The organism is Micromonospora sp. CPM1, from assembly GCF_023896895.1.
GTDB classification, from domain to species: domain Bacteria; phylum Actinomycetota; class Actinomycetes; order Mycobacteriales; family Micromonosporaceae; genus Micromonospora; species Micromonospora tulbaghiae.
On sequence record NZ_JAMHIU010000005.1, the window covers coordinates 238,757 to 264,098 of the forward strand.

The following is a 25,342-nucleotide window of genomic DNA, read 5'->3' on the forward strand; positions in this document are numbered from 1 at the left end:
GCTCGGGCGCGCGGGTCGCGCGTTGCCCGGCCGGTCCGGGGCGGGATTCGGGGTGGACCGGACGTCCGGCGGGCGTCCGGTGGGTGTGCGGCTCGTACAGGGGGCCGGTCACGACGCCGCGTCCCGCAGCGCCGGGACGGACCGGACCAGCTTTCCGGTGGTGGTGCGGGGCATCTGGTCGAGCAGGCGCAGCGTGCGGGGACGTTTGAAGCCGGCCAGCCGCTCGGCGATCAGCTTGTCGAGCGTCTCCTCGGTCGGCGAGCCGTCGGTCTGGACGTACGCGGTGATGCCGTCGTCCCAGACCACCACCGCGGCGACGACGCCGGGCAGCCCGGCCACAGTGGCCTCCACCTCGGTCAGGTCGACCTTCAGGCCGCCCACCGACACCTGCGAGTCCAGCCGGCCCTTGATGGTGACCAGACCGGTCTCCGGGTCGACCACGCCGGCGTCGCGGGTGTGCAGCCAGCCGTCGGCCCACCGGGTCGGGTCGGCCAGTCCGACGTACGGGTTGTCCGGGCAGCTCACCCACAGCTCGCCGTCGCGCTCCCGCACCTCGATGCCGGGGGCGGGCGCGATGGCGGGACGATGCCGCCCGTACAGGTCGGTGCCGATGACGCCGACCTCGGTCATCCCGTACATGTTGCCCAGCGGAACGCCGTAGCGGTCGGTGAACGCGTTCGCCACGGCGGCGGACACCAGCTCACCGCCGGTGGTCATGCGCTTGAGCTGCGGCAGCGGCCCGGCGGGTGTGGTCGAGGCGAGCAACCCGATGTGGAACGGGACGCCGAGCACCGTGGCCGGGGTGTCCTGGGCGGCGACGGCGGCGAGGATCGCGTCGCCGCTGAGCCGCTCCGGCGGGCACAGCTCGACACCCGCGTGCAGCCCGTAGAGCAGGCCGCCGACCAGGCCGAGCACGTGCACCATGCTGGGCAGCAGGATGATCCGCTCACCGGGCAGCGCGACACCGTCGATGCGGGTGTAGCGGTGCACCTCGGCGACCAGGTCGGCGGCGGTGCGGCCGATCACCTTGGACGGTCCGGTGGAGCCGGAGCTGAGCTGGATCACCGCGTGCGGGCTGCCCGCCGGGCGGTCGGAGTATGCGCTGACCCCGGCGGTGACGTCGACGAAGATCCGCAGCGCGCCGCCGCCGGTCCGGGTCGGGGCGACCACCACCTGCGGGCTGAGCCGGCGCAGCGCCTGGTCGACCTCGTGGTCGGTGAGCCGGTGGTCGAGCAGCACCGCCTGGGCGCCGGTACGCCAGGTGGCGAGCAGATGAGCCACGTACGCCAGCGAGGGCGGCAGGCGCAGCGCGGCGGCGCCGCCGGCGCGCAGCCCGGCCCCGGCGAGCCGGTCCTGGGCCTCGCCGACGAGCCGGCGCAGCGTGCCCTTGTCCACCGGTTGGGGCAGGCGCAGGCAGACGTCGGTGTCACGGCCGGTGAACAGGATGTCGTCCACCCAGTCCACCGTCGTCGAGGCAGGATCTTCCGCCACGGGATGTGCAGTCACGACCAGCCACCGTTCCACTGAGGAACTGGGCGGATCCGCCCAGCGGGTACGTCGTTCGGGGTATGGCGGAACCCTACGACGCCCCTCTTCCGCATCGCCAGATGCAAATGGCTAGATCCAAAACAGCGGCTGGGTGGATTGCTCAGGCTCGATCGGACAGGCAGGATCGGGGCCACGCCGGCAAGGTAGTCCGCCGGCCGCCGGATGCTGTGCGCGCACGGAACCCCGCGCGGACGGCGGGGGCGGCTACGCTCACGGTATGTTCCGTGCGGCCCGGCCCGACGACTTCCCGCAGCTCATCCGCCTCTACCGGCAGCTCAACCCGGACGATCCGCACCTGCGTGACGGCTCCGACGAACGGGCCTTCGCGCGGATCCTGGCCACCGAAGGGCTGCACCTGTTCGTGCTCGACCTGGACGGCGCGGTCGTCGCCACCACCTACCTCAACGTGATCCCCAACCTGAGCCGGTCGGCGTCGCCCTACGCGGTGATCGAGAACGTGGTCGTGGACGAGGCGCGGCGCGGCACCGGCCTGGGCAGGCAGATCATGGCCGGCACGCTGCGGGCCGCCTGGGACGCGGGCTGCTACAAGGCGATGCTCATGACCGGGTCGCGCTCGCCCGCGACCCACGCCTTCTACCTGGCCTGCGGGTTCTCCGGCGATGCGAAGACCGCGTACCTGGCCCGGCCGTCGTGACGGTCAGCGTTCGCCCGCCGGCGGGGGCGCGGCGCCGCGCAGCACCAGCGCGCTGTTGAACCCGTCGAAGCCACGCGCGCCGATCAGCGCGATCCGGCTGCGCGGCGGGCGGGGCCGACGCAGGAACGTCAGCTCGCAGCCGGGCGCCGGCTCGTCCGGACCGGCCGAGGCGGGCAGCATCCCACGGCGGAACGCCAGCAGCGCGGTGGCCGCGTCCAGCGCCGACCCGCCCTGGTGCGCCCGCCCGGTCAGCGGCTTCTGCGTGGTCACCGGCGGGGTCCGGTCGCCGAACACGGCACGCAGCGCCGCCGCCTCGGCCCGGTCGTGCGCGGGCACGCCGAGCGCGTCCGGCCAGATCACGTCCACGTCGTGCGGCCGTACCCCGGCGCGCTCCAGCGCCAGCCGCAGCGCGCGGGCGTAGTGGGCCGGGTCGGGGCCGGTCGCCGGGTCGGTGGGCGCGGCGTCGTGGGTGGCGGCCCAGCCGGTGATCTCCCCGTAGACGCGGGCGCCCCGGGCCAGCGCGTGGCCGAGTTCCTCCACCACGAAGACCGCGCCGCCCTCGGCCGGCACGTATCCACTGGCCGCGACGTCGAACGGCCGGTACGCCCGCTCCGGGTCGGACACGTCGCTGAGCAGGCCGGAGCGGAGCTGGCAGGCGAGCGCGTACGGGCTCAGCGGACACTCGGTGGCCCCGGCGATCACCACCGGGGTGCCCCGGCGGATGGTGCGCACCGCGTGCGCCAGGCTGTCCAGCCCACCGGCCGACTCGGACACGGTCACCCCGGACGGTCCCTTGAACTGGTGGCGGATCGACAACTGCCCCACGCTCGCGGCGTAGAACCAGGCGATCGACTGGTACGCCCCGACGGTGCGGCTCGGACCGCCCCAGAGCCGTTGCAGCTCCCGCTGCCCGAACAGGTTGCCGCCCGAGGAGCTGGCGAGCGTGACCGCCCACTTGTACGGGTCGGGCGACACCTCGGGCAGCCCGGCGTCGGCGAGCGCCAGCTTGGTGGCGGCGAAGCCGAGGTGGGTCCACCTGTCGGTCTGCACCCGCTGCCGGGTATCGCTGAACCCGGCGGGGTCGAAGCCCGCCACCTCCCCGGCCACCCGGGTCGGGTAGCGCTCCGGGTCGAACAGCGTGATCGGCCCGGTGTGGCGGGTGCCGGCGAGCACGGTGTTCCAGTGCGCCTCGGCGCCGACGCCGCTGGGCGCGACCACACCGATGCCCGTCACCACGGCCCGCGCGGTCATGCCGGCGTCACCGCCAGCCGGCGGAACACCATCGCCGACTGGAAGCCGCCGAAGCCGCTGCCCACCGACAGCGCCACGTCCACCGGCACCTCCCGGGCCTCGTTCGGCACGTAGTCCAGGTCGCACTCCGGGTCGCGGGTGGTCCAGTTCGCCGTGGGCGGCACCACGCCGTACTCGATGGCGAGCGCGCAGGCGGCCATCTCGATCGAGCCGATGGCGCCCAGCGAGTGGCCGACCATCGACTTGATCGAGCTGATCGGCACCCGGTACGCCGTCTCCCCCAGCGCCCGCTTGAACGCGGCCGTCTCGTGCCTGTCGTTCTGCCGGGTGCCGGAGCCGTGCGCGCTGACGTACGACACGGCCGTCGGGGCGAGCCGGGCCTGCCGCAGCGCGTCGCTGATCGCCACCGCCATCTCCGCGCCGTCGGGGCGCAGCCCGGTCATGTGGAAGCCGTTGCTGCGGCTGGCGTACCCGGCGACCTCGCAGTAGACGTGCGCGCCCCGGCGCCGGGCGTGCTCGGCCTCCTCCAGGACCAGCACCGCGGCGCCCTCGGCGAGGACGAACCCGTGCCGGTCGGCGTCGAACGGCCGGGAGGCGTGCTCCGGATCGTCGTTGTCCGGGCTGGTCGCGCCGATCGCGTCGAACGAGGCGACGGTCACCGGGGAGATCGGCGAGTCGGCGGCGCCGGCGAGCACCACGTCGGCCTCGCCGTCGGCGACGAGCTGGTGGGCGTACCCGATCGCGTCGATGCCGGAGGTGCAACCCGTGGAGATCACCTGCGCCGGGCCGTGCAGGCCGTGCCGGCAGGCCACGTCGGCGGCCAGGCTGCTGGGCACCAGCGCCTGGTAGAGGTACGGGCCGCCGAGCGCGTGGTCGACCAGCCAGTGCCGGCCGGAGTCGCTGACCCGCACGTACTCCTGCTCCAGGGCCATGGTCCCGCCGACGGCGGTGCCGAGCACCACCCCGGCGCGTTCCCGCTGCGCGTCGGTGAGGGTGAGGCCGCTGTCCGCGAGCGCCTCGGCGGAGCAGGCGAGCGCGAACTGCACGTACCGGTCGGCGCGCTGCCGCTCGGCGAGCGTGATACCGGCGGCGTCCGGGTCGAAGTCGCACTCGGCGGCGATCTGCGACCGGAACGGCGACGGGTCGAAGAAGCTGATCCGCCGTGTCGCGGTGCGCCCCTCGGTGATCGTCTTCCAGAAGCGGTCCCGGGTGGCGCCGCCGGGTGCGACGACGCCGATGCCGGTGACCACCGTGCGCCGGCCGGTCACGACGGCTCCCGTGGCGGCGGCGCCGCGCTCTCGGTGTCGACGTGGCCGAGTTCCGGGCGCGGCGCGAGCGGTCCGAGGTGGAACACCACCTCGGCGGGCTCGTCGCCGGTGTTGCGCAGCCGGTGCCGCACGTCCTTCGGCACGTAGAGCGCCTCCCCGGCGGCGACCGGCACCGGCGCGTCGTCCAGGTCGACGGTGATCGCGCCGCGGGCGACGTAGAGGAACTCCTCGCTGTACGGGTGGTAGTGCTCGGCGATCCGCTCCCCCGGCGCGAGCGTGGCCACCCCCATGAAGCCGGAGGTGCTGCCGACTGTCTTCGGGCCGAGCAGCACCCGCAGTTCCCCGCCGCGGCGGCGGTCGGCCGGTACGTCGTGGACGGAGACCCGGGCGGTGGTGGTGTCGGTCATCGCGCGCCTCCCGCGTGCGCCCGCTCGATCTTCTCCTTGATCACGGCGAGCTGGATCGTGCTGTTGGTGTTGATCCGGTTGGTCATGCCGGCGTTGTCGACGGGTGCGTCCGGTTTCATCGCGAAGTCCTGCGTCCAGGTCATCCGGGTGCCGCCGGGGATCTCGTCGTAGCGCCAGTGGATGCGCATGTACTCGAACGGGCCGGTCTCGACGCGCCGGGCGTGCACCTCGCGGGTGGCCGGGTCTGCGGTGCGCTCGCTGACCCAACTCCACGACACACCGTTCTCGTCCGGGTGCATGGTGAGCCGGAAGCGCACGGTGTCGCCGTCGCGGTGCAGGATCTCGGCGGTCGCGTACTCGGTGAACAGGTCCGGCCACCGGGCCACGTCGTTGGTGATCTCCCAGACCAGCGGCAGCGGCGCGGCGATCTCCACGGCGTTCTCGGTGTGCCCGGGCGGGTCCGCCTTGCGGGCCACCAGGTCGGCGACGCCGGCGATGCTGAGCTGCGCGGCCTGTTCGGGGATCTTCACCCGCCACCTGTCGGCCACCACCGCTGACAGTTCGAGCAGCGCCAGCGAGTCCATGCCCAGTTCCTCCAGGCTCGCGGCGGGCGCGCCGGCGGCGGCGTCCGGGTCCAGGCCGCAGTGCGTGACCAGGATGTCGGTGATCTCGCGGGCGAGCGGGCGGTCGGGGGCGACGGTCATCGGTTCCTCCAGGTGGTCGGGCCGGCGGCGGGCACGGCGCTGACGGGGGTACGGCCGCCCGGCTCGGCGCGCGGGTCGGGCACGACGGCCCGCGCCGCCTCGGCCGGTGGGGCGAGCAGGCGTTCCACCAGGGCGGTGGTGTGCCGGGCGGCGCGGAAGGCCGGGTCGCGCAGCACCCGCCGGGCGAACGGGATGGTGGTACGCACGCCGGGACCGGCCACGTCGAACTCGGCCAGCGCCCGGTCGAGCCGGTCCAGCGCGGCGTCCCGGTCCGGCGCCCACACCGCCACCTTCGCCAGCAGCGAGTCGTAGTGCGGGCTGACCAGGTAGCCGACGTGTCCGTGGGTGTCGACCCGGGTGAACGGGCCGCCCGGCGGCCGGAACCGGTCCAGCCGGCCGGGTGCGGGCGCGAAGTCGCGGTCCGGGTCCTCCACGTTGACCCGGCACTCGATCGCCACGCCGTCCAGCCGTACGTCGGACTGGCGCAGCCGCAGCGGGGTGCCGAACGCCACGTGCAGTTGTTCCTGCACGAGGTCGATGCCGGTGACCATCTCGGTGACCGGGTGTTCCACCTGGATCCGGCAGTTGATCTCCAGGAAGTGGCAGCGTTCGGCCTCGTCGACCAGGAACTCGACGGTTCCGGCGCCGGTGAAGCCGACCGACAGCGCGCCGCGCAGCGCCACCTCGGCGACCGTGTCCAAAGTGGCCTGCCGCAGCGCGGGCGCGGGCGCCTCCTCGATCAGCTTCTGGTGCCGGCGCTGCACCGAGCAGTCCCGGGTGCCCAGGTGCACGCCGTTGCCGTGGCTGTCGCAGAGCACCTGCACCTCGACGTGGCGGGCGTCGGCGAGGTACCGCTCGACGTACACCCGGTCGTCGCCGAACGCGACCTGGGCGGCGGCGCGGGTGCGGGCGTACGCGCGGGGCAGCTCGGCGGCCGAGCGCACCACTGTCATGCCGCGCCCGCCACCGCCCGCCGCGGCCTTCACGATGACCGGGTAGCCGACCTCGGCGGCCACCTCCTGCGCCTCGGCGACGGTGGGCAGGGTCCGGACGCTGCCCGGCGGCAGCGGCAGCCCGGCCCGGCTCATCAGCGCCCGGGCCGTCGACTTGTCCGCGAGCGCGGCCATCACCTGCGGCGGCGGGCCGACGAAGACCAGCCCGTTCTCGGCGCAGATCTCGGCGAAGTCGGCGTCCTCGGACAGGAACCCGTAACCGGGGTGGACCGCCTGCGCACCGGTCTGCCGGGCGGCCTCCACGATCGCGGCGGCGTTGAGGTAGCTGCGGCGGCTGGCCGCCGGGCCGATCCGTACCGCCTCGTCGGCCAGCCGCACCGGCAGCGAGTCGGCGTCGGCGCTGGAGTGCACCACCACCGTGCGCACGCCGAGTTCCCGGCAGGCGCGCAGCACCCGCAGCGCGATCTCGCCCCGGTTGGCGATCAGCACCTTGTCGAACATCAGGAGTCCTGTCCGGTGACCGGTTCCAGGGCGATCAGCGGCTGGTCGTACTCGACGGGCTTGCCGTCGTCGACGAGCACCTCGACCACCCGTCCGGCCTGGCCGGCGGTCACCTCGTTCATCAGCTTCATGGCCTCGACGATGCCGACCACCTGGCCCGGGCGGACCATGTCGCCGACCGCGACGAACGGCATCGCGCCGGGTTCGGGGGCCCGGTAGAACGTGCCGACCACCGGTGAGCGCACGGCCGGCCGGTCGGCCACCGGCGCCGCGCGTGCGGCGGGTTCGGCGGCCCGGGCGGGGAGCGCCTCGGCCGGTTCGGCGGCGCGCTGCGCGGGTGCCGCCGGGTCGTGCCACTCGACCTCCAGCACCGACTCGCCGCTGCGCAGCCGCACCCGGCGTACCGGCCCGGCCAGGTCGGCGACGAGCTTGCGGGCCTGCCGGCGCAGCCCGTCGAGCACCTGCTCGGCCTCGGCGTCGGCCATCACGCCACCTCCGCCCGGCCGGCCGCGGGTGCGGCCGGGGACGGGCCGGCGGCGGCCGAGCGGGCCGCGCCGAAGCGGCGGAACCGCTGCCGGCGGCGGCGGACCAGGGTGGCCGGAGGGACGGTGAGCAGCGGGGCGAGGTTCGCCGCGACCGCCCGGCGCAGCAACTCGGCCGCGCCGCCCGGGTCGGCGTGCGCGGCCGGGCGCGGCTCCGGCACCAGCTCGTCGACCACGCCGAGGCGGCACAGGTCGGCGCCGGTGAGCCGCAGCGCGCGGGCCGCCTGCGGGGCGGCCGAGCTGTCCGGCCAGAGGATCGCGGCACAGCCCTCCGGGCTGATCACCGAGTAGACGGCGTGCTCCAGCATGAGCACCCGGTCGGCGACCGCGAGCGCGAGCGCGCCGCCGCTGCCGCCCTCCCCGGTGACCACCGCCACCACCGGCGTGGGCAGCACGGTGAGCGCGAGGATGTTCTCCGCGATCGCCGCCGCCTGACCCTGCTGCTCGGCGCTCACCCCCGGGTCCGCTCCAGGCGTGTCCACCAGCGTCACCACCGGCAGCCGCAGCCGCGCCGCGAGACGCATCAACCGCAGCGCCTTGCGGTGCCCGGCCGGGCTGGCCATGCCGAAGTTGCGGGTCACCAGCTCGGCGGTGGTGTGTCCCTTCTGGTGGCCGATCACCATCACCGGCCGGCCGTCCAGGCGGGCGATGCCGCCGACGACCGCCGGGCAGTCCGCGCCGAGCCGGTCGCCGTGCAGCTCCACGAACCCGTCGAACGCCGTCTCCAGGTAGTCCAGTGTGGTCGGCCGGCCCGGGTGCCGCGCCGTGCGTACCGTCTCCCAGGGGTCGCGGTCCGGCCGTGCCGGTGCGGTCGGCGCGGTGGCCGGCGGACGCGGGGCGGGCGAGGTCTCGGGGGCGCGGCGGCCCGCCCCGGCGGCGGCGAGCAGCGCCGCGAGCCGGCCCCGCAGCGCGTGCCGGGGCACCACCATGTCCACCTGGCCGTGCCGCAGCAGGTACTCCGCGGTCTGGAAGCCCTCCGGCAGCGTCGCGCCGGTGACCTGGCGGATCACCCGGGGCCCGGCGAAACCCAGCCGGGCGCCGCTCTCGGCCAGCACCAGGTCGGTGTTGGTGGCGAAGGAGGCGGCCACCCCGCCGTACGTGGGATCGGTGACCACGCTGACCGTGAGCAGGCCCGCCTCCCGCATCCCGGCGAGGGCCTGGCTGACTGTTGCCATCTGCATCAGCGACAGCGCGCCCTCCTGCATCCGCGCGCCGCCCGACGCGGTCACCAGCACCAGCGGGATGCCGTCGGCCAGCGCCCGCTCGGCGGTCCGGGTGATCAGCTCACCGACCGCGCAGCCGAGGCTGCCGCCGAGGAAGCGGAAGTCCATCACCGCCAGCGCGACCGGGTGCCCGCCCAGCCGGGCGGTGCCGCAGAGCACCGCCTCGTCCAGACCGGTCGCCGCGCGGGCCGCGCCGAGCCGGTGCGGGTACGGCAGCTCGTCGACGAACTCGATCGGGTCGACGCGTACCGCCCGGTCGGGCAGCGGGACGAACGAGTCCGGGTCGGCCAGCTGCGCCACCCGGTCCGGCGCGTCCAGCCTCGCGTGCGAGCCGCACTCCGGGCAGACGTCCAGGTTGCGGCGCAGCCGTTTGCGGTAGAGCAGCGACGCGCACCCGTCGCACCTCGACCAGAGCTGCTCGTCGCGCGGTGCGGTCGTGGTCACCGTGGCCGCCCGGCGATGTCGTGGGCCGGCGCGTCGTAGCGGTAGAAGCAGTGCGCCATCGCGTCGCGCGGCGATCGCCAGGTCGGCAGGTACGGCGAGATGTACGGCCGCAGCCGCTCGCTGATCCGGACGAACTCCGGATGGCCGCGGTTGTCCTCCACCGCGCCCTGCGCCGGCGTCTCCGTCTCCAGCAGATGGACGTAGAGGTCGTGCAGCCGGTACAACGAGCGGTGCCGGACCCCGACCAGGCCGGGCAGCTCGGTCGCGTCGGACTCGGCGAAGATCTCGGCCACCCGGTCCTCGGCCGTCGGCACCACCTTGGCGACGATGAGCGAACGGTCCATTCGCGCCTCCTGCACGTCCCGGTGCGCGGCGAACCAGTCGCGCCGCACGGATCGCCACACGGTCGCGCCGACGGCGTCTACCGGGCGTCAACCGGACCCCATCGCGGCACAAATATGGTGACGCTGCGTTGACGCAAGCTGTGCGTGAGCTATGCGAAGATCGCCTTCCGGTTTCCGGGTCGGCGACACTTATTCGCAGATCACGGCCGTGTTACGGGTCCGCAGCGGACAGTCAGGTGGCCGACCGACCGTTGACTGAGAGTAACAGGGATTGATATTCTCCGTCTCGGTCAGCCCGGCCACGGCGGAGGTTCCCGACCGTGGCGGAGGCGTTCCGACACCGGCGTCGCGGGCGACGGTCCGGGCAACGCAAACGGTCGGGACGAGGGTTCCGGTGCTGGGGGGTGCGCCGTGGCGGGTGGATCGAGAATGCCGACGGCGGGCGAACCCGCCCCACGGGTGTCACTGCACCTGCTCGGCGGCTTCCAACTGCTGCACGACGACACTCCCGTGGTCGTACCCCGGGGTCTGCAGCGCGTCATCGCGCTGATCGGCCTGCGCCCTGCCGCGACCCGCAGCCACCTCGCCGGGCTGCTGTGGCCGGAGACGCCGGAGGAGCGGGCGCTGTCGTCGCTGCGGACCGCGCTGTGGCGGCTGCGGCAGGACCCGTGCTGCCCGCTGCGCACCGACGGCGACACCGTCCGGCTCGGACCCACCGTCCGCCTCGACGTGGACGACCTGGTGGAGACCGCGGCGCTGGTCCGCGAGGGCGCCGTCCCGCGCGGCGCCGCCGGTGCCGGGCGGCACGACCTGCTCCCCGGCTGGTACGACGACTGGGTGCTGCTGGAACGCGAACGGCTGCGCCAGCTGCGCCTGCACATGCTCGAGGAACTCGCCGGCAACCACCTCACCGCCGGGCGGCACGGCGAGGCGCTGGAGGCCGCGCTGGAGGCGATGGCCGCCGAACCGCTGCGGGAGACCCCGCACCGCCTGGTGGTCCGCATCCACCTGGCCGAGGGCAACGCGTTCGAGGCGGTCCACTCCTTCTACGTCTACCGCGATCTGCTCCTGCGCGAGCTGCGCCTGGAGCCGTCCCCGGCGATGACCGCGCTGCTCGACGACACGCTCGCGCCGATCCGCCGGGCCAGCCGCCCGGACCCGCCGCCGCGGCGCCGCACGGACCGGACCGCCAAACCGGCGCCGCGCGCCCCCACCGCACCGCCGCCACCACCATCAATGCCCCGGGGTACGCGGTGACGGCGAGGTGACAGCGCGACCGGCACGGTGAGGCCAGCACCGCGGCGGCGAGAGGGGTCACGATGAGTCGACTGTTGGTGGTCAGCCGGATCGTGCCGGGCGCACAGGGGCGGGTGGCGCAGATCTTCGCCGAGGCCGACGCCACCGAACTTCCGCACCTCACCGGCGTCCGGCACCGGTCGCTGTACTACCTGCACGACCTGTGCGTCCATCTGATGGAGACCGTCGACGTCGCCCCCGGGCTGACCGCGGAACTGCGCGACAACCCGCTCTACGAGCAAGTGAACAAGCGGCTCTCCGCGCACACCTCCCCGTACCTGCCGACCTGGCACTCCCCCCGCGACGCGGTGGCCGGCTGCTTCTACAGCTGGGACGCCGCCGACGCGCCTGCGCCCGACCGGATCCACTGACCGGCCACGGGCGACGGACGGGACGCCCCGGAACCACGCACGGCACCCAGGTTCCGGGGCGTCTCCCTGCCCCGCGAAGCCGCTCGATCCCGGCTTCCGGCACACGCTCGGTCATCCTCCGGGCACCGGCCGACACCGCCGGTCCCACCGCCGCGGCCCGGCCCCGGGCTGCCTGTCGTGCGCCGCGCGCGTGTGCGAAGCTGCCCCGAGTCTTTCGCCACCGTCGTGCACGTATACATAGAAGGAGGTTGGCCATGCCGTCGAGCTTCGGGCAGTGGCTGTTCGTGATACTGGCCCTGCTCATCGGATTCGGCGCCGGCTGGTTCGTCGTCGGCCGCCGCCGGTCCGACGCCCCGGCGACGCCCACGGTGGAGACCACCCCCGCGGTGACCGCCACCGTCGACGAGCCGCGCCCGGTCGCGGTGGTCGACGAGCCCCCGGCGACCGCCACGGTGGCCGAGCAGCCCGCGCCCACCGAGACGGCGACCATCGAGCCGGCCGTCGCCACCGCCGCCCGTGCCGCCGACGAGCCGGAGGCGTCGCCGGTCGTCGCCGAGCCGGTGTCCTCGCCTGCCGAGTCCGAGCCCGTCGCGTCCGAGCCCGTCGCGTCGGAGCCCGCCGCCGCCGAGCCGGTGTCGTCCCCTGCCGAGCCGGTTACGGCGCCAGCGGCCGAGGCCGAGCCGATCGCCGCGGACCGTCCGGCGGACGAGCCCGCCGCCCCGGCCTCCACCGATGTGGACGAGCCGGCCGCTTCTCCGGCGCTCGTCGTCGAGTCGGAGCCCTTCGCGGCGGAGCCGGAGCGCGCCCCCGTCGCCGTTCCGGCGCAGTCGACGCCCACCGACGAGCCGGCGGTGTCGGCGACGACGTCGTCTGCTGATTCGGCTGCTGCCGAGGCGGCTGCCGCGGAGGCGGCGCCCTCGCCGGTCGAGGCCGCCGGGTCGGTCGAGGCCGCCGAGGCCGCCGAGTCGGTCGAGGCCGCCGAGGCCGCCGAGTCGGTCGAGTCGGTCGAGTCGGTCGAGCCCGCCAAGACGGTCGAGCCGGTCGGGGCCGCCACGACGGCCGAGCCGGTCGACGCCGCCACGACGGCCGAGACCGCAGAGACGGTGGAGACCACCGAGCCCGTCGCCGCCGCGCCGGCCGTCGTGCCCGCGCCGCGGGCCTCGGCCGAGAACGACGTGGCTGCGGACGCGGCCGGGGACGCGGCGGACGACTTCCGGCGGATCCAGGGCATCGGGCCGAAGCTGGCCGCCGCCCTCCAGGACGCCGGGATCCGCACCTACCGGCAGCTCGCCGAGCTGGACGAGGCCGCGCTGCGGCAGACCGTGAAGGCCGCCGGCCTGCGCTCCGCGCCGGGCCTCGCCACCTGGCCGCAGCAGGCCAAGGTGCTGGCGGGTGCCCCCGCCGACGCCGACCGGGTGCTCCCGGCCGGCGCCGAGTAGACACTCCTCCACATTCCGGGCCGGTGGTGACGATGGTCGCCACCGGCCCGGTGCCTTTCCCCACCCCGCCACCTCCCCGACCTCGCGGCCCGCCCCGCCAGTACGCCGAAGTGGTGACATCAGCACCCCGCCGACCCCGCCACAACCCCGAACTGGCGGCCGCTCCACCAGCACCATCGCCATCCCGTCACCCCTGCCCGGGCCGGTATGTCGGAAAAGTGACCGCGTGCGGGCGGGCATGACTACCGTCGGTGAAGGGCCGGGACGGCCCGCCGCGCGTACCGCCACCCGCAGGAGCGTCTCGTGCCCACCGCAGCGCCGGAGCCCGCCGGCCGGCGACCGCCGGTCCGCGATCCGGAGGCGCCGCGCCGGGTGACGCTGCTCGAACTCTTCTTCGACCTGGTGTACGTGGTCGCGCTCGCGTTGATCTCGCGCAACCTGGTCGGGTCGGTGACCTGGGAGCGGGCCGCCGAGTCGCTGGTCATGCTGATGGCGATCTGGTGGACCTGGGCGATCACCACGCTCGTCACCGACATCTACGATCCGCAGCGCACCGAGATCAAGCTGCTGATCGTGGCGGTGATGTTCGGCGCGCTGCTGATGACCACCGCCATCCCGGAGGCGTTCGGCGCCCGCGGGCTGGTGTTCGGCGGGACGTACGTGGCGATCCATCTCGGACGCGGGCTGTTCCTCATGCCCGCCGTACGGCGACATCCCGAGAGCAATCGCCGGGCCCTGCGCATCTTCAGCTGGTTCGCCGTGTCGGCGGTGCCCTGGTTGGTCGGCGCGCTGGCGGCACACGGTACCGCCCGGCTGTGGTTCTGGGCCGGCGCCCTGGCCATCGACTACCTGGGGTTCCGGCTGGCGTACCCGGTCCCCGGCCTGGGCGCGGTGCCGGAGTCCCAGCGCAACGTGACGGCCGAGCACCTGTCCGAGCGGTACCAGCAGTTCTTCATCATCGCGCTCGGCGACGCCGTGCTGGTCGCCGGCACCGTGTTCAGCCTGCACCACTCCGAGGTGGAGAACCTGGCCGCCTTCGCCACCGCGTTCGCCACCACGCTGCTGCTCTGGCGCGTCTACGTGCACAAGTCCGGTGAGCTGCTGCCGCACGCCATCGCCCGGGCCGCCCAGCCGAGCCGGTTCCTCAACACCGCGCCGTACACCCATCTGCTGATGGTGGCCGGGGTGGTGACCACCGCGGCGGGCTTCGACCTGGTCCTGCTGGAGCCGACCGGCCACACGCCGCCGGCCTGGCTGGCGGTGATTCTCGGCGGGCCGGCGCTGTTCCTGACCGGCCGGGGCGCGTTCGAGTACGAGGTGTTCAGCCGCGTCTCGCGGTCCCGGCCCGGCGGCGTGCTGGCGCTGCTCACGATCGCGCCGGCCGGGTTGTTCCTCGCACCGGTCTACGCCTCGGCCGGGGCGATGCTGGTGCTGGCCGGGGTGGCCTTCGCCGACTACCGCCGCAGCCGGGGCCGCCCGCCCGAGGAGCCGATGCCACCGCACTGAGGTAATCGGAATCGGCCGTGCCGGCACCGGTGCGCCGTTTGGCGGATCACCCGCACGGGGTACATGGCCTCCACCTCGAATCCACCACAACCCCAGTGGAGGCAACTGATGCGCGGCACCTCGATAGTCGGCGTCCTGGTCGTCATCTGGCTCATCATCGGCGCCATCGCCGCGGGTCAGCGCGGCTACTACGGCAACGACGAAACCAACTGCGCGGAGGCGGGCACGATCCTGGTCACCATCGTGGCCGGCCCGCTGAACTACATCGGCGCCAACCCGAAGGTGGACTGCAAGCTCCCCGAGCCGTCGAAGTAGGCCTCACCCCCGTACTCCCCTCCCGGCCCGCGCCCGCCCGGCGAGCGCGGGCCGTTCCGTGCCCGGGGCGCGGTGCGTCACCACCGCTACGGCGTCCTAGGAGGCTGGGTTTCGCGGGGTTTGCCCGCGGAAACGGTGGGAACGGCAGCGGTTCGCCGACGACGGAACGGAGAACCGGGCATGCGGATCGGCTACAAGCTCGCCTCGGAGGCGTTCGGGCCCCAGGAACTCATCCGGCAGGCGGTCCGCGCCGAGGAGGCCGGGTTCGACTTCGTCGAGATGAGCGACCACTACCACCCCTGGCTGGAGGTGCAGGGCCACTCCTGCTTCACCTGGAGCGCGCTCGGCGCGATCGCCGCCCGGACCACCACCCTCGGCCTCGCCACCGGCGTCACCTGCCCGTCGGTCCGCTACCACCCGGCGATCGTCGCGCAGGCCGCCGCCACCATGGCGCTGATCTCCGACGGGCGGTTCACGCTCGGGGTGGGCGCCGGCGAGCGGCTCAACGAACACGTCATCGGGCAGGGGTTCCCCAGTGTCCGCGGGCGGCACGAGCGGCTGCGCGAGGCGTTGGAGATCATCCGGCTGCTCTGGCAGGGCGGCTACCGCTCGTACGACGGCCGGCACCTGAAGCTGGAGGACGCCCGGATCTGGGACCTGCCCGACCAGCCGCCGGTGATCGCCGTGGCCGCCAGCGGCCGGGAGTCGGCCGGTCTGGCGGCCGAGCTGGGCACCGGCCTGTTCGCCACCGAGCCGAAGTCGTCGATCGTCGACCAGTACCGCAACGCCGGCGGCGGGGGTCCGCGCTACGCCGAGGTGCCGATGGCCTGGGCCGCGGACGAGGAGTCGGCGGTACGCGCGGCGAAGGAGACCAGCCGCTGGGCGATCACCGGCTGGAAGGTGATGAGCGAGCTGCCCAACCCGGTGAACTTCGACGCCGCCACCGCCTGGGTCGAGGACCACCACATCCGGCAGCAGTTCTCCGTCGGCCCGGACGCCACGCCGCACGTGGAGAAGGCGCGCACGTACGTCGAGGCCGGCTTCGACCACATCGTGCTGCAGAACGCCGGGCCCGACCCGGACGGGTTCCTGGACTTCTGCGCCCGCGACCTGCTCGCCCGGGTCCGCGGCCTCGGCTAGTCCCCCGTGCCCGGCCGGTATCGCGCTCAGCCGGTCCGCCCGGCCGGCCCTGGCGCCTCAGCCGCCGACGTGGATGCCCGGGCGGCGGGTCGGGTCCGGCTCGGACTTGCGGATGATCTCCCGCACCACGGGCGGGGTGTCGCCCCGGCCGAGGATGAGGTAGCGCAGCAGGTGCGCGATCGGGTTCCCCTCCGACCACTCGAAGTGGCAGTGCGGGCGTACGCCGGTGGCGTCGCGCAGCGCCAGCAGGATCGCGGCTATCGCGTTCGGCGCGGCCGGGCTGCTGGCGCGCAGGATCCGGTATCCGCCGGACTCCACCCCGTGCACCCGCAGCACCTGGCTGAACTGGGACGGGTCGCTCACGTCGATCTCCAGGAACAGCACGTCGGCGGCGCCTGGCACCGGGTTCATCGACCGTTGCGCCCGCTCCTTGACCCGGTACTCCTTGACCGAACCGCGCTGCCGCTTGTTGGCGATCAGGTGCAGCCGCCCGTCCCGGGCGACCGACTCGTCGACGAAGCGGCGGGCCGCCTCGTCGAACTCGATCCGCTCGGCGCGCAGCTCGGTGGTCCGGGTGACCCGGGAGATCAGCGACACCGCGATGATCCCGGCGATGAAGAACCCGGAGATGGTGATGCCGTCGGGTTTCTCCACCACGTTCTCCACCAGCGCGTACAGCAGCACGGCGGTGAGCAGCGCGAAGCCGGCCGCGGCAGCGCGGCTGCGGGCGCGCAGCGCCGCGATGGTCACCGCTATCGCGCCGGAGACCATCATCGCGAGGATGCCGGTGGCGTACGCGCCGGCCTGGGCGTTCACGTCGGCGGAGAAGGCGATCGTGATGGCGATGCTGATCGCGGTGTAGACCAGCACCACCGGGCGCACCGCCCGCCCCCACTCCGGCGCCATGCCGTACGACGGCAGGTAGCGGGGCACGATGTTGATCAGCCCGGCCATCGCCGACGCGCCGGCGAACCAGAGGATGAGCACGCTGCTGATGTCGTAGACGGTGCCGAACGCCTCGCCGAGGTGCTCGTGGGCGAGGAACGCCAGCGCCCGGCCGTTCGCCGGCCCGCCGGGGTCGAACGCCTCGGGCGGGATCAGCACTGTGGTCACGAACGTGGTGGCGATCAGGTAGACCGACATGATCAGCGCGGCTGCGGTGAGCAGCCGGCGGGTGTTGCGGATCCGGGCGTCCAGCCGCCGCTCCGGGTCGTCGCCCTCGCCCCGCACCAGCGGCATCATGCTCACCCCGGTCTCGAACCCGGACAGGCCGAGCACCAGCAGCGGGAACGCGAGCACGCTCGTGGCCAGGACGTCGCCGGGCCCGCCGGCGTCGGCCAGCCGGCCGGTCCAGTCACCGAGCAGCCCCGGGTCGGCGACGACCTCGGCCACCCCGGCGACCACCACCACCGCGTTCAACGCGAGGAACACCGCCACCAGCGGGATGGCGACCTGCACGGCCTCGCTGAACCCGAGCAGGAACACGCCGCCGAGCACCAGCAGCAGCGCCACGGTGACCAGCACCGCCGCGGTGTCGCCGTGCGGGAACGACGCGGGCAGCACCGGGTTCTCCAGCAGGTGCACGCTGGCGTCGGCGGCGGACAGCGTGATCGTGATGATCCACGAGGTGGCGACGAAGCCGAGCAGCACCAGCACGAAGACCTTGCCGCGCCAGAACGGCAGCAGCCGCTCCAGCATGGCCACCGAGCCCTGCCCGTGCGGGCTCTCCCGGGCCACCCGGCGGTACATCGGCAGCATCCCGAGCAGGGTGAGCGCCACGATCAGCAGCGTGGCCAGCGGGCTGAGCGCGCCGGCCGCCACGGCGGCGATGCCGGGCAGGTAGGACAGCGTGGAGAAGTAGTCGACGCCGGTCAGGCACATCACCTGCCACCACGGGTGGGACCGGGTCTGGTGCTCGCGGACCTCCGGGCCGACCGGCTCGACCCGGTGCGCGAACAACCACCGGTGCAGCCGGCCCGCCGGGGGCGCCGGCCGCGTCGGGGCCGCCACCCGTTCCGGCAGCTCCGGCACGGCGCGGCCGGACCGCTCGGCGTGGTCGCCGTGCCGGCCGGCCCGGGCCGCCGCGGCCGCGTGCGCCTCCCGGCGCCGCTCCCGCGTACGCCTGGGCTGCTCCGCGTCCCCCGCCTGCCCCATCTGCTCCCCTTCGTCCCTATGAAGACGGTAGGGGTTGTCCCGGGCGCGGCCGGCCGAACCGGTCAAAGATCCGGTCCGCGGGCGAGCGCGTCGCGCACCGCCGCCGGGTCGGCCACTGTCACGGTGACCGCCGGATGCCGCAGCCACGGGCCGGGCACCAGCGCCGGAACCGGTTCGGCGAAGCGCAGGCAGACGCCGCCGGCCACGCTGGCGCCGAAGCTCACCCCGCCGTCGGCCGCCGACAGGTGCGGGCCGATCGCCCGCCACCAGCGGTACGGCCCGCTCAGCTCGGCCCCGGTCACGTTGTCCGGCGTGGTGCGCAGCAGCCACGGACCGAACCGGACGACGAGCGCGTCCGGACCCCAGTCCAGCCAGGCCGTGGCGGGCCGTACGCCGAGCAGCGCCAGCGGCAGCCGGAACGCCGGGTCGAAGCGGAACGGGAAGCGGCGGACCGGGCCCGGCGGGAGCGCCCCGGGGCCGGCCGGTTCGTCTCGCGGCACGGCGACGACGTACCCGGTGCGGCGGGCGCGACACCCGCGGGCGGCGTTCCCGCGTCCCGCGCCCGGACGGCGGGACGCGGGAACCCCCCGTCCCGGCTACTGCAGGAACGCCCCGAGGGGTGACAGCAGCAGCCGGCCGAGCAGCGCGGCGTTGTCGTCCAGCCGCGTCCGCTCACACTCGCGGGCGTCCGGGTCGTGCCGGCAGCGCCAGATCTTCTGCGCGTTGCGCCAGGCCACGTTCCGGGTGTACTCCACCAGTTCGCCCTGGTACCAGTCGTCGATGTCGCCGTTGACCATGTCGATCATGAGTTGCCAGTTGTCCAGGTAGCCGCGGCGCAGCTCCGGGATCCGCTCGGCGAAGATCTTGTTGATCTCCAGGTAGTCGCGGTGCTGGTCGCTGCCGTCGATCGGCTCGGACTCCAGGCTGTCGAACGTGGTCACCAGCGCGAACGGCAGGTCGTAGTTGATGTGCGCGTTGACGCCCGCGGCGGCCGACGGCAGCGGCCGGGCGTCCGGCCCGCGCATCCGCTTGAACAGGCACGACCACGCCTTCGGGGTGCTCGGGCTGGAGTCGGTCCAGAACCGCAGCGCCTCGAAGTAGCGGGCCGCGAACTCCACGTCCAGCCGGGCCAGGAACGCCGGGTCGCAGAACCGGTCGTCGTACAGGCCGTCGAGCACCGTGCTGGTGATGACCAGGTAGAGCTTGTTGAAGTCGGCGAGCGGGCAGCTCTCCTCCAGCGGCGGCAGCCGGACCAGCAGATCCTGCAGCTTGGTCAGATGGTCCACGACCGCCGGCACGTCGGCGGGGTGGTCGGCCAGCAACCCGACGATGTCCTGGTGCACAGGCCCCCAGACCGGTTCGGTCATCTCTCCTCCACAACGGCCGGCGCCCCCACGACGCCACCACCCCTGTTCCGCGGGACAGCCTGCCAGCCGCCGTCCACACCGCGGATCCGTCGAACGACGTATTGCCGGCGTACGCCTACTCCGCGCCGTTGCGCAGGAAGATGGCGCTGGCCTGCACGCGCGTGCGGACCTGGAGCTTGTCGAAGATGTGCGAGACGTGGACGCCGATGGTCCGCTCGCTGATGAACAGCCGCTGGCCGATCTCCCGGTTGGTCAGCCCCTCCGCGACCGCGGCGAGCACCTCCCGCTCCCGCGCGGTGAGCGTCGCCAGCTCGTCCACCGCCGGCCCGGCGGGCGCCGCCGCCCGCTGCCGGGGCACCGGCGCGGGGTCCGGTGCGGCGTCCAGGGTCACCCGGGCCCGCGAGGCGATGGTACGGATCTCCGCGGTCAGCGGCACCGCGCCGAGCGACTGGGCCATCGCGTACGCCCGGTGCAGCAGCTTGCCCGCGGTGGCCACCCGGCTGCGGCGGGCCAGCAGCGCCTCGGCCTGCCGCAACCGCGAGTACGCGGCCGGGTAGGGGTGGTTGCGCCGGTCCCACTCGAGCGCGGAGCGCTCCCACAGCGCCGGGTCGCCGCGGCCGTCGTCGAGCCGGCTCAGCTCGGCGTCGCAGAGCGCGAGGAACCCCTCGGCGACGTACCGCACCGGCGCGCCTGCCTTGGCACTCTTGCCGGTCACCCGGTCGACCACCTCGCGCAGCCGGCGTACCGCGTTCGGGTCCACCTCGATCGTGCGGCTGGCCGCCGCCTCGGCCTCCGCCCGCAGCCCGTGCCAGGCCAGCGTGGCCAGCACGATCACGTCGTCGGAGCGGCTCTCGGTCAGGCCCCGCTGCACCGCCTGCCGGGCCAGGTCGTGCCGGCCCTGCCACATGGCCAGGCCGGCGCGCAGGATGAGCATCGGCAGCACGTGCCGGGCGCCGCCACCGGCCAGCACCGTCGCGACCGCCTCCAGGTCGCGGTCGGACGCCTCGACGTCGCCGTACCCGACGGAGAGCCGGCAGCGGGCGAGCAGCAGCTCGACCGCGTCGGCCCCGGACGGGCGGTGCCGCAGCGCGGCGGCGACGACCTTCTCCGCCTCGGCCCACTGCCCCACCCGGAACAGCCCGTTCGTCGCCACCGCCAGCAGCCGGGTCTCCCAGGTGCGGCCGAGCCCCAGCTCGGCGACCCGGTCGGCGCCCCGGCGGGCCACCACCACACCCTCCTCGAGGATGTTCAGCGGCCCGGTGAGCAGCTCGGCCAGGTGCAGGTACGCGCAGGCCACGTCCTCCGGCCGGCCGGACCGCTCGGCGGTGTCCAGCGCCTGGCGCATCACCGCCAGTCCGGCGGCCGGGTCCTCCAGGAACGCCTCGCTGAACCCGAGCGCGGCGCTGGCCATCACCACCTCGGAGGTGGTGCCGGGCACGTCGGCGGCGAGCGCGAGGGCTTCCCGGGCCTGGTCGCCGGCCTCGGCGTAGCGGCCCAGGTGCAGCAGCAGCTCGGCCAGCCGGGCGGCGGCTGTGCACCGCTCCTGCGGCGTGCAGTCGGGCGAGTCCAGCACCCGCCGGTACTCCTGCTCCGCGGGGGCCGACCGGCCGGCCGCGGCCAGGTAGCGGGCCCGGCGGATGTGCAGCGCGCAGACCGGCGGGCCGGACGGGTCGTCGGCCAGCTCCTCCAGCAGCGTGAGGGCGCGGGCGTGCTCACCGCTGTGGTGCGCGGCCTCGGCGGCGTGGCTGAGCAGCTCGGCCCGGTCCACCTCGACCGGCTCGGGCCGCGCCCCGTCGGGCAGGACGGCGGCCGGTTCGGTGGCCAGGGTCAGCGCCGCGGACCAGTGGCGGTGCGCCTCGGCGTACCCGTGCAGCCGTTCCGCCTCGCGGGCGGCGGCCATCGCGGCGGGCAGCGCCCGGGCCGGCTCGCCCGCGTGCCGCCAGTGGTGGGCCAGCCGGGCCTGGTGCAGCTCGGCCGGTACGGCGGTGAGCGCCTCGGCGTAGCGGCGGTGCAGCGCGGCCCGCTCGGCGGGCAGCAGCTCGTGGGCCAGGACCTCGGCGACCAGCCGGTGCCGCAGCCGGTAGCCGTCGTCGGCGCCGACCAGAAGGCGGTGCGCGACCGCCTCGCGGACCGCGTCGAGCAGCTCCTCCTCGGGCAGCCGCACCACCTGGGCCAGCAGCCAGTGCTCGACCGGCTCGACGCCCACCGCCACCGCGTGCACCACGGCGTGCGCCGGCTGGGGCAGCGCGTCGACCCGGTCGAGGAACACCTCGCGCAGCGTGTCGGAGAGGCCGTCGCGGCCGTCGCGCCGGTCGCGGGCCAGTTCCTCCACCACGAACGGGTTGCCGCCGCTGCGCTGCCAGAGCTGGTCGGCGGCGTCCGGCGGCAGCGGCGCGCCGACCACGGCGGTGGCCAGTTCGTCGGTGGCGGACCGGTCCAGCGGCATCAGGTCGATCACCCGCACCGAGCGCAGCCGGCGCAGCTCGGTGAGCACCCGGCGCAGCGGGTGCGCGCCGCGCAGCGACTCGGCCCGGATCGCGGCCAGCACGGAGAGCTGGAGGTCGCCGAGGCCGGCCAGCAGGTAGAGCAGGAGCTGCCGGGTGCTGCGGTCGACCCACTGTAGATCGTCGAGGACGAGCACCAGCGGCCGTCCGCCGGCCACCACGTGCAGGCCCTGGGCGACGCGTTCCAGCAGCGCGCCCGCGCCGTCCGGGCCGGGGGTCTCCTCGTCGAAGACCTGCAACACGCCGCGGATCGCCGAGGTGGTGCGCGCCTGCGCCTGCTCGGCGTCGAGCCGACGCAACGCCTGCCGTACCGGGTGCAGCGGCGAGGCGTCTCCGATGTCGAGGCAGGTGCCGGTGAGCACCAGGGCGCCGGTCTGCCGCAACTGCTCGCCGACCTCGGTCAGCAGGCGGGTCTTGCCCACCCCGCTCTCTCCGGTGAGGAACACCGCGCCGGTCTGCCCGGGCCGCAGGTCGTCGTAGAGCGCCGACCGCAGCGTCGCCATGGTCCCGGTACGGCCGACGAGAGGTGCCGTGTCCACGTCGCTGGCCATGGGACGCAGCCTAGTCACAGGTCCCCGCACCGTTCTACGGCCTCGGGGCCGGACCGGTACCTCTCGCGTCGACTACACGACTAATGGTTGCGGGTGCCCGACATACGTCGTCCTACAGATCCCCCGACAACCCGGTGGTGAAAGTCTGCTGAGGTCGTCGGGCACCACGATCGGGAAAGGGTGGGTGCGATGTTGATCACCACGCCCGCAGGGAGTCGGAAAGCCGTCATCGCGGCGTGCCGGCCCGTGCCCGAGGAACGACGTACCGTGACCGTCCTCTTCGTCGACATCGTCGGCTCCACCCGGCTGGTCGAGCGGCTCGACCCGGAGGACGTACGCGCGTTGCAGCGCGCCTACTTCGGCACCGTCGCCTCCGTGCTGCGCCGCTGGCGGGGCGTGGTGGAGAAGTACGTCGGCGACGCGGTCATGGCGCTGTTCGGCGCGTCCGGTTCGGACGGTCTCGACGCGTACCGGGCGGTGCGGGCCGGGCTGGACATTCAGGCCGCGCTGGAGCGGCGGCGGCCGGGCGGCGTCCGGCTGCGCGTGCGGGTCGGGGTGGCGACCGGCGAGGTGCTGCTCGACCTGGCCGGGGTCCGCGACGGCGGCCACGGCGCGGCCAGCGGCGCGGTGATCACCACGGCGGCCCGCCTCCAGGAGCACGCGCCGCCGGGCGGGGTCGTGGTCTGCCCGGAGACCCGCAGCGCGGTGGCCGGACTGGTCGAACAGCGTCCACTCGCCACCCTGACGCTCGCCGGCAAGGTGCTCCCGCTGGACGTGTGGCGGGTGACCGGGGCGGCCGGGAGCAGGCCGGCCCGGCACCGCGGCCCGCTCGTGGGCCGCCGCCGTGAGCTGGCCGGCGCGGCCGACGAGGTGACCCGGGCGCTGCGCGAGCGGCGTCCCCGGTGGATCTCACTGGTCGGCCCGCCGGGCAGCGGCCGCAGCCGGCTGCTGCACGAGGTGACCCGGGCGGTGTCGCACGTGGACGGCGTGCCGGTGCGCCGCCGGGTGACGGCCTGCCCGCCGTACCCGTGCGGGGAGCTGGCCCCGCTGGCCGACCTGGTCCGTCCCCGGCCGGACGGGACTGTCGCCGACGGGCCGGGCGGCGTGCTCGCCGCGTTCCTCGCCGCGCCGGACGACGACACGGTGGCGGCCCGCGCCGTGGTCGCCTGCCGCGAGGTGCTGCTCGGCCTGGCCGCCGACGCGCCGGTGGTGGTCGCGGTGGACGACCTGGACCGGGCCGCCCCGGCGCTGCGCCGGTTCCTGCACCAGCTCCACGTGGCGGCGGCCGAGCGGGAACTGCCGCTGGCGGTGGTCACCACGTGCGGCTCCGGCTCGGCCGACCCGTTGCCCGCACCGGCGCGGCGGATCCCGGTGGAGCCGCTGGGCCCGCTGGACACCGGGCGGTTGCTGCGGCACCTGCTCGACCGCGCCGGGCGGCCGGCCGCGCTCGCCGCGCGGCTGCTTCCGCTGGCCGGCGGCAGTCCGGCGGTCGCGACCGCGTACGCGTCGGCGGATCCGGCCGGCGAGCCGGGTGGCGTACCCGCCGTCGCGCGCCGCCTGGTGGACGCCCGGCTGGACCGGCTCGACGGTACGCACCGTGCGGTCCTGCTGGCCGGTGCCGCCCGGGGCGGCCCGGTCGTGGCGGCCGTGGTGGAGGCGATGCTCGGCTGGCCTGCCGGCCGGGCCGAGCCGGTGCTGCGGGCGCTGGCCGCGGCGGGGCTGGTACGCCCGGTCACGGCCGGCGGCTGGGCGATCGACGCGCTGGTGGCGCGGGTGGCCGCGCTGCGGCTGTCCCGTGCGGTACGCGCGGACTTCGCCCGCCGCCTGCGCGCCGCGAAGGACACCGCTGCCGGCCGCGTGCCGGGAGCGGGAACCGGCGTCCCGTCCCGGGGCGCCGGCGAGCGGGAGGTCTGCCCGCTCGGGGCGGGACGGTCGCGCCGGTCGGGTGGAGGGGCCCGACCGGCGCCCGTCCCGCCGGACTGGCTCGATCGCTTCGACGCGCTCCACCCGGTGCCCGGGCAGCCGGACCAGGCCGGCGCGCTCCGGGCGGTGCCCGGGCAGCCGGTGCGTGCCGGACCGGCGGCCGCCGCGACACGGATCATCCCGGGTGTCACGGTGTGGCCCGGGCAGCGGACCGGTCCGTCGTCCACAGTCGCGGCGTGGCCCGGGCAGCGGACCGGGCCGTCACCTGTGGTCACGGCATGGCGGGAACGGCGGACCGGTCCGCGCGGGCGGGTGGGCCGGAACCGGCGAAGAACCGAGCCCGGCGGGCACGTGCTCGGGCTGGCGGCATGACGTCCGGGTCGGAGCGGGCACGGGGCCACTCCGGCCCGGGACGTCACCGGACAGCGCGTGTCAGCGGGCCGGGTCAGCTGGTCGCGCTTGTCGGCGAGCCCGGCTGGCCGGTCGCGCGTCTCAGCGGGCCGACGCGGCGGCCTGCGGGCCCGTCGGCTGGTCGCGGGCGATGGTGCGGCTGCGGCCCCGGAACTCGGCCACCACCTCGTCGCCCCGCCGCACCGTCACGTCGTAGATACCGCTGCGGCCGTGCCGGACCCGCTCGGTGGCGTACGCCTCCAGCAGGTCGCCCTCGCGTACCGGGCGCAGGAAGCTGATCTCGCCGCCGGCCGCCACGGTGGCCGGGCCGTGGCTGTTGCAGGCCAGCGCGAACGCGGTGTCGGCGAGCAGGAACACGAATCCGCCGTGCCCGATCGCGTGCCCGTTGAGCATCGCCGCGGTGACCCGCATCCGGGCCACCGCCGCGCCGTCGCCGGCCGAGACGAGCTCGATGCCGAGCCCCTTGGACGCCACGTCGGCGTCGAACATGTCGTGCGCCGCGGTGCGGCCGCCGTCACCGGCCAT

General features: G+C 74.9%; 22 protein-coding genes. 8 read left to right on the plus strand and 14 right to left on the minus strand.

Annotation, left to right across the window (positions count from 1 at the left end):
* Positions 1–108: 108 nt before the first annotated feature.
* Positions 109–1,506, minus strand: a complete 1,398-nt coding sequence (locus M8C11_RS08705; protein WP_252449183.1) for a class I adenylate-forming enzyme family protein — start codon at positions 1,504–1,506, stop codon at positions 109–111.
* Positions 1,507–1,765: 259 nt separating this feature from the next.
* Between M8C11_RS08705 and M8C11_RS08710 the strand changes: the two genes are divergently transcribed.
* Positions 1,766–2,203, plus strand: a complete 438-nt coding sequence (locus tag M8C11_RS08710; RefSeq protein ID WP_252449184.1) for a GNAT family N-acetyltransferase — start codon at positions 1,766–1,768, stop codon at positions 2,201–2,203.
* A gap of 3 nt (positions 2,204–2,206) precedes the next feature.
* Here M8C11_RS08710 and M8C11_RS08715 read toward each other — a convergent pair whose 3' ends face one another.
* The 8 genes from M8C11_RS08715 to M8C11_RS08750 are packed head-to-tail and all read right to left on the minus strand — an operon-like array spanning position 2,207 to position 9,840.
* A complete protein-coding gene (locus tag M8C11_RS08715; protein WP_252449185.1) occupies positions 2,207–3,454 on the minus strand; it encodes a beta-ketoacyl synthase N-terminal-like domain-containing protein in 1,248 nt (415 codons plus the stop codon).
* The gene (locus M8C11_RS08720) at positions 3,451–4,722 is read right to left on the minus strand and encodes a beta-ketoacyl synthase (RefSeq protein ID WP_252449186.1); all 1,272 of its coding nucleotides are present in this window, start codon (positions 4,720–4,722) and stop codon (positions 3,451–3,453) included. Before M8C11_RS08720 ends, M8C11_RS08715 begins: the two co-directional genes overlap by 4 nt.
* Complete coding sequence (locus M8C11_RS08725) at positions 4,719–5,129, minus strand: cupin domain-containing protein (protein WP_216934463.1); 411 nt, start codon at positions 5,127–5,129, stop codon at positions 4,719–4,721. The genes M8C11_RS08720 and M8C11_RS08725 overlap by 4 nt, the downstream gene beginning before the upstream one ends.
* Entirely contained in the window at positions 5,126–5,833 is a 708-nt protein-coding gene (locus tag M8C11_RS08730; protein WP_252449187.1) for an SRPBCC family protein, read from the minus strand. Before M8C11_RS08730 ends, M8C11_RS08725 begins: the two co-directional genes overlap by 4 nt.
* Positions 5,830–7,287, minus strand: a complete 1,458-nt coding sequence (locus tag M8C11_RS08735; RefSeq protein WP_252449188.1) for an acetyl/propionyl/methylcrotonyl-CoA carboxylase subunit alpha — start codon at positions 7,285–7,287, stop codon at positions 5,830–5,832. Before M8C11_RS08735 ends, M8C11_RS08730 begins: the two co-directional genes overlap by 4 nt.
* The gene (gene accB, locus M8C11_RS08740; protein WP_252449189.1) at positions 7,287–7,772 is read right to left on the minus strand and encodes an acetyl-CoA carboxylase biotin carboxyl carrier protein; all 486 of its coding nucleotides are present in this window, start codon (positions 7,770–7,772) and stop codon (positions 7,287–7,289) included. Before accB ends, M8C11_RS08735 begins: the two co-directional genes overlap by 1 nt.
* The gene (locus M8C11_RS08745) at positions 7,772–9,496 is read right to left on the minus strand and encodes an acetyl-CoA carboxylase carboxyltransferase subunit alpha (RefSeq protein WP_252449190.1); all 1,725 of its coding nucleotides are present in this window, start codon (positions 9,494–9,496) and stop codon (positions 7,772–7,774) included. Before M8C11_RS08745 ends, accB begins: the two co-directional genes overlap by 1 nt.
* On the minus strand, positions 9,493–9,840 hold the full coding sequence (locus tag M8C11_RS08750; protein ID WP_091418459.1) for a TcmI family type II polyketide cyclase: 348 nt from the start codon (positions 9,838–9,840) through the stop codon (positions 9,493–9,495). The genes M8C11_RS08745 and M8C11_RS08750 overlap by 4 nt, the downstream gene beginning before the upstream one ends.
* A gap of 411 nt (positions 9,841–10,251) precedes the next feature.
* Here M8C11_RS08750 and M8C11_RS08755 point away from each other — a divergent pair, with 411 nt between their 5' ends.
* From M8C11_RS08755 to M8C11_RS08780, 6 genes are all read left to right on the plus strand, one after another.
* On the plus strand, positions 10,252–11,097 hold the full coding sequence (locus M8C11_RS08755; protein ID WP_252449191.1) for a BTAD domain-containing putative transcriptional regulator: 846 nt from the start codon (positions 10,252–10,254) through the stop codon (positions 11,095–11,097).
* Between the two features lie 62 nt (positions 11,098–11,159).
* Positions 11,160–11,507, plus strand: coding sequence for a TcmI family type II polyketide cyclase (locus tag M8C11_RS08760; protein WP_091417709.1), 348 nt, complete (start codon positions 11,160–11,162; stop codon positions 11,505–11,507).
* Between the two features lie 254 nt (positions 11,508–11,761).
* Positions 11,762–12,946: a helix-hairpin-helix domain-containing protein gene (locus M8C11_RS08765; RefSeq protein ID WP_252449192.1), complete on the plus strand. Its 1,185-nt coding sequence runs from the start codon at positions 11,762–11,764 to the stop codon at positions 12,944–12,946.
* Between the two features lie 303 nt (positions 12,947–13,249).
* Entirely contained in the window at positions 13,250–14,452 is a 1,203-nt protein-coding gene (locus M8C11_RS08770; protein ID WP_252449193.1) for a low temperature requirement protein A, read from the plus strand.
* Between the two features lie 108 nt (positions 14,453–14,560).
* Positions 14,561–14,767 (plus strand): hypothetical protein, encoded by a 207-nt coding sequence (locus M8C11_RS08775; protein ID WP_013286658.1) that lies wholly within the window; start codon positions 14,561–14,563, stop codon positions 14,765–14,767.
* 180 nt (positions 14,768–14,947) lie between these two features.
* Positions 14,948–15,907, plus strand: coding sequence for a TIGR03557 family F420-dependent LLM class oxidoreductase (locus M8C11_RS08780; protein WP_252449194.1), 960 nt, complete (start codon positions 14,948–14,950; stop codon positions 15,905–15,907).
* 57 nt (positions 15,908–15,964) lie between these two features.
* On the opposite strand, the gene M8C11_RS08785 is transcribed toward M8C11_RS08780, so the two are convergent.
* The 4 genes from M8C11_RS08785 to M8C11_RS08800 form a co-directional block, all read right to left on the minus strand.
* On the minus strand, positions 15,965–18,061 hold the full coding sequence (locus M8C11_RS08785; protein ID WP_252449195.1) for an amino acid transporter: 2,097 nt from the start codon (positions 18,059–18,061) through the stop codon (positions 15,965–15,967).
* A gap of 62 nt (positions 18,062–18,123) precedes the next feature.
* Positions 18,124–18,561, minus strand: a complete 438-nt coding sequence (locus M8C11_RS08790; RefSeq protein WP_252449196.1) for a hypothetical protein — start codon at positions 18,559–18,561, stop codon at positions 18,124–18,126.
* Positions 18,562–18,657: 96 nt separating this feature from the next.
* Complete coding sequence (locus tag M8C11_RS08795) at positions 18,658–19,428, minus strand: DUF5995 family protein (protein WP_013286663.1); 771 nt, start codon at positions 19,426–19,428, stop codon at positions 18,658–18,660.
* Positions 19,429–19,543: 115 nt separating this feature from the next.
* Positions 19,544–22,483 carry a helix-turn-helix transcriptional regulator gene (locus M8C11_RS08800; protein ID WP_252449197.1) on the minus strand — a complete coding sequence of 980 codons (2,940 nt, stop codon included), beginning with the start codon at positions 22,481–22,483 and terminating at the stop codon, positions 19,544–19,546.
* A 189-nt stretch (positions 22,484–22,672) separates the two neighbouring features.
* Here M8C11_RS08800 and M8C11_RS08805 point away from each other — a divergent pair, with 189 nt between their 5' ends.
* Positions 22,673–24,778 (plus strand): adenylate/guanylate cyclase domain-containing protein, encoded by a 2,106-nt coding sequence (locus M8C11_RS08805; RefSeq protein ID WP_256485794.1) that lies wholly within the window; start codon positions 22,673–22,675, stop codon positions 24,776–24,778.
* Positions 24,779–24,898: 120 nt separating this feature from the next.
* Here M8C11_RS08805 and paaI read toward each other — a convergent pair whose 3' ends face one another.
* The gene (gene paaI, locus M8C11_RS08810; protein ID WP_252449199.1) at positions 24,899–25,342 is read right to left on the minus strand and encodes a hydroxyphenylacetyl-CoA thioesterase PaaI; all 444 of its coding nucleotides are present in this window, start codon (positions 25,340–25,342) and stop codon (positions 24,899–24,901) included.

Excerpts from the sequence above, each read along its gene's own strand:
- M8C11_RS08710 (WP_252449184.1), top strand. The coding sequence starts at position 1,766 with ATGTTCCGTGCGGCCCGGCCCGACGACTTCCCGCAGCTCATCCGCCTC.
- M8C11_RS08715 (WP_252449185.1), bottom strand. The coding sequence starts at position 3,454 with ATGACCGCGCGGGCCGTGGTGACGGGCATCGGTGTGGTCGCGCCCAGC.
- M8C11_RS08725 (WP_216934463.1), bottom strand. The coding sequence starts at position 5,129 with ATGACCGACACCACCACCGCCCGGGTCTCCGTCCACGACGTACCGGCC.
- M8C11_RS08730 (WP_252449187.1), bottom strand. The coding sequence starts at position 5,833 with ATGACCGTCGCCCCCGACCGCCCGCTCGCCCGCGAGATCACCGACATC.
- M8C11_RS08735 (WP_252449188.1), bottom strand. The coding sequence starts at position 7,287 with ATGTTCGACAAGGTGCTGATCGCCAACCGGGGCGAGATCGCGCTGCGG.
- accB (WP_252449189.1), bottom strand. The coding sequence starts at position 7,772 with ATGGCCGACGCCGAGGCCGAGCAGGTGCTCGACGGGCTGCGCCGGCAG.
- M8C11_RS08750 (WP_091418459.1), bottom strand. The coding sequence starts at position 9,840 with ATGGACCGTTCGCTCATCGTCGCCAAGGTGGTGCCGACGGCCGAGGAC.
- M8C11_RS08760 (WP_091417709.1), top strand. The coding sequence starts at position 11,160 with ATGAGTCGACTGTTGGTGGTCAGCCGGATCGTGCCGGGCGCACAGGGG.
- M8C11_RS08765 (WP_252449192.1), top strand. The coding sequence starts at position 11,762 with ATGCCGTCGAGCTTCGGGCAGTGGCTGTTCGTGATACTGGCCCTGCTC.
- M8C11_RS08775 (WP_013286658.1), top strand. The coding sequence starts at position 14,561 with ATGCGCGGCACCTCGATAGTCGGCGTCCTGGTCGTCATCTGGCTCATC.
- M8C11_RS08780 (WP_252449194.1), top strand. The coding sequence starts at position 14,948 with ATGCGGATCGGCTACAAGCTCGCCTCGGAGGCGTTCGGGCCCCAGGAA.
- M8C11_RS08785 (WP_252449195.1), bottom strand. The coding sequence starts at position 18,061 with ATGGGGCAGGCGGGGGACGCGGAGCAGCCCAGGCGTACGCGGGAGCGG.
- M8C11_RS08795 (WP_013286663.1), bottom strand. The coding sequence starts at position 19,428 with ATGACCGAACCGGTCTGGGGGCCTGTGCACCAGGACATCGTCGGGTTG.
- M8C11_RS08800 (WP_252449197.1), bottom strand. The coding sequence starts at position 22,483 with ATGGCCAGCGACGTGGACACGGCACCTCTCGTCGGCCGTACCGGGACC.
- M8C11_RS08805 (WP_256485794.1), top strand. The coding sequence starts at position 22,673 with ATGTTGATCACCACGCCCGCAGGGAGTCGGAAAGCCGTCATCGCGGCG.
- paaI (WP_252449199.1), bottom strand. The coding sequence starts at position 25,342 with ATGGCCGGTGACGGCGGCCGCACCGCGGCGCACGACATGTTCGACGCC.